The following is a 2846-nucleotide window of genomic DNA, read 5'->3' as shown; positions in this document are numbered from 1 at the left end:
TGATTACAGCCAATGAAATGTACCACTCGTGACATGTTTTTTACCACCAAGTGACATAGATTGTACCAGTGAGTGACAAAGCCCTTACCACTTCATACCTTTTGTATAATTAATGAGCACACCTACCGGTGTGACATTGCTTATACAGGAGGTTTTTTTGTATGATTCATTATCGAAAGATATTGGAACTACACGCTGAGGGGATCAGTTTGAGGGGCATTACCGCAAGTACAGGGCACTCTCGACAAAAAGTAACAGAGGTCATCAGTCTGGCTGAAAAGAAAGGATTAGTCTGTCCTTTAGAGGAGGTAATGACGAGCCAATGGATCGAAGAGTTTCTATTTCCAGAAAAAACTTTAGAATCTTCGGGTCGACAGCCACTGAAATTTGACTATATTCATAAGGAGTTAGCGAAGCCAAATGTAACACTATCGCTTCTCCATCACGAATATGAGGTTGAGTGCCGAACGAATCATAAGATTCCCTACTCGTATCGCAGTTTTGTACGTCATTACAGTAAGTATGCGGATAAGTACAAAGCTACCCTGCGCATACGCAGAAAACCAGGCGAGATTATGGAAGTCGATTGGGCAGGATCCACAGCTTTCATCATTGATAGGGATACCGGTGAAAAGGTAAAGGCATATGTTTACGTTGCGACACTGCCATGCAGCCAGTTTGCGTATGCAGAAGCTACCTTATCTATGGACTTACATTCATGGATTACAGCTCATAATCATGCGTATGAGTATTTTGGAGGCGTTACACAGATTGTAGTCCCAGACAATCTTAAAACAGGCGTGACAAAGCATACATCGCGCGAATTAGTCTTGAATCCTACTTACAAGGAAATGGCAGACCACTACGGCACGATTGTCATGCCCGCACGTGTTCGGACACCGAAAGATAAGGCAAGCGTAGAAGGTGCAGTAGGTGTAATTTCTACATGGATTATTGCGGCATTAAGAAATTCACACTGCTTCAGCCTTGATGAATTGAATAAAGAAGTTCGGGTGAAGTTGGATGAATTCAATCAGCGACCTTTTACCCGTAAAGAGGGGTGTCGTTTGTCGGCGTTTGAAGAAGAGGAGAAATTTGCGCTTTCCCCTCTTCCATTAACACCTTACAAAATGTCTGAATGGAAAACAGCGAAAGTACGTCCAGATTATCACATCTCTGTTGAAAGCATGTTTTACTCTGCTCCATACGAGTATATCAATCAGCAAGTCGAAATTAAACTGTCAGACGACTTCGTTGAGATTCTTTTCAATCACATGAGAGTGGCTTCTCATAAACGGTTGTATGGAAGGTTCGGTCAATTATCCACCGTTCGCGACCATATGCCAGACAATCATAAATTATTCGTAGACCAAACGTCAGAAGCGGCAATAGAGTGGGCTGGAGCTATCGGTCCATCAACCTTGAATGTCATTCGTTATATTTTAGATACTTATCAGACTGAGAAACAGGCGCTACAATCTATCTTTTCATTAAAGAAGTCAGAGCATCGTTACACAAAATATGAAATTGAGCGCGCTTGTAAAAATGTGTTTTCTATTACAAAAAGACCTACGGTCAAAAGTATTCAAACGATTTTAAAGAACAATAAAAAGGATGATGCCGAGCAAGAAATAAAACGTGATACAGAAACTGGTAAGGATAACCATGCCTTCACGCGGGGCGCATCCTATTATGGAGGTGTAGATAAATGATGAATGAACAAACATTAACAAAATTACACGAGCTAAAATTGATTGGAATCGCTGAAGCTTACAAGGAACAGGCGTTAAACAAAGAATTTCAAAAGATGAGTTTTGAAGATCGTTTTTCTTTACTCGTTGATTTAGAATATTCTCGTCGTAAAAGCAATAAGCTTCAACGGTTAATCAAAGCAGCTACTTTTCTAAATTCAAAGGCTTGTATTGAGGATATCGAGTACTATGAGGACCGTCGACTAGACAAAAAAATGATTTTGACACTAGCTAGCGGCCTCTATATCCAAGACAGTCACAACATTATATTGAAGGGACCTACTGGTTCAGGAAAATCATTTTTAGCTACCGCATTCGGCATTTCTGCTTGTCGACAATCTTATCAAGTGAAATATATTCGCTTACCAGAATTACTTGATGAACTGCTACTCGCAAAACTAGCAGCAGATGGAAGCTACCGTAAATGCATCAAAAAGTATACAAAGGTTGATCTCTTGATTCTTGATGAATGGCTATTGACGGATTTATCATCGGAGGAAGCAACAACCCTGCTGGAAATCACTGAATCCCGCCATAAAGCGGCTTCTACTATTTACTGTTCACAAATTGATCCCAGTGGATGGCATTTAAAATTGGGTAATGAAACAATTGCGGAAGCTATCCTAGATAGAATTATCCATGATTCCTATCAAATATTGATAGACGGAGAAGTTTCTATGAGAGAACGCCATGGATTGGGGGAATCTAAATGATTCCATCAGAAGTTGAATGTCGTATAGCTAGGTATTTTTTTCACATGTATTTACCTGATGATGTACTCGAGAAAGTAGAAGAAAGACTATTACCTTCCTGCATACAGATTGAGGATGAGGCAATCGATCATGATGAACTCGTTCGTTGGGCCATTGACATTATTGACAAGCAATTAGAAAGTAAAAGGTTTAGATAAAATAGACAGCCATTGGAACGGTAACATTCCGATGGCTGTCTATTATTGTGTAGAAGGAATCCCTAAAATTAATTTGTAGGGTCCTTTTCGTTCAGTGGTAAACACGTTGGCAATGAGTGGTACAATTCGTGGCAATCGCTGGTACAAACTATGGCAGAAGTGGTACATTCTCTTGGCTGTAATCA

3 protein-coding genes are annotated in these 2846 nt (G+C 40.1%); all 3 read left to right on the top strand.

Annotated features, from left to right (window positions below; translation table 11 throughout):
• The first annotated feature begins 161 nt into the window (after nt 1-161).
• The 3 genes from istA to H4683_RS20975 are packed head-to-tail and all read left to right on the top strand — an operon-like array spanning nt 162 to nt 2661.
• The gene (istA, locus tag H4683_RS20985) at nt 162-1712 is read left to right on the top strand and encodes an IS21 family transposase (protein WP_192600766.1); all 1551 of its coding nucleotides are present in this window, start codon (nt 162-164) and stop codon (nt 1710-1712) included.
• Nucleotides 1709-2464: an IS21-like element helper ATPase IstB gene (gene istB / locus H4683_RS20980; RefSeq protein ID WP_192600765.1), complete on the top strand. Its 756-nt coding sequence runs from the start codon at nt 1709-1711 to the stop codon at nt 2462-2464. Before istA ends, istB begins: the two co-directional genes overlap by 4 nt.
• Entirely contained in the window at nt 2461-2661 is a 201-nt protein-coding gene (locus tag H4683_RS20975; protein WP_192600764.1) for a hypothetical protein, read from the top strand. Before istB ends, H4683_RS20975 begins: the two co-directional genes overlap by 4 nt.
• The last annotated feature ends 185 nt before the right edge of the window (nt 2662-2846 follow it).

Origin of the sequence: Sporosarcina limicola (assembly GCF_014873855.1) — a bacterium.
GTDB lineage: Bacteria > Bacillota > Bacilli > Bacillales_A > Planococcaceae > Sporosarcina > Sporosarcina limicola.
Note: the sequence above shows the minus strand (reverse complement) of the source record. Positions and strands in the feature narration are given on the sequence as shown.

Bases quoted from the DNA above. Each gene is read 5' to 3' on its own strand.
- istB (WP_192600765.1), top strand. From the start codon at position 1,709: ATGATGAATGAACAAACATTAACAAAATTACACGAGCTAAAATTGATT.
- H4683_RS20975 (WP_192600764.1), top strand. From the start codon at position 2,461: ATGATTCCATCAGAAGTTGAATGTCGTATAGCTAGGTATTTTTTTCAC.
- istA (WP_192600766.1), top strand. From the start codon at position 162: ATGATTCATTATCGAAAGATATTGGAACTACACGCTGAGGGGATCAGT.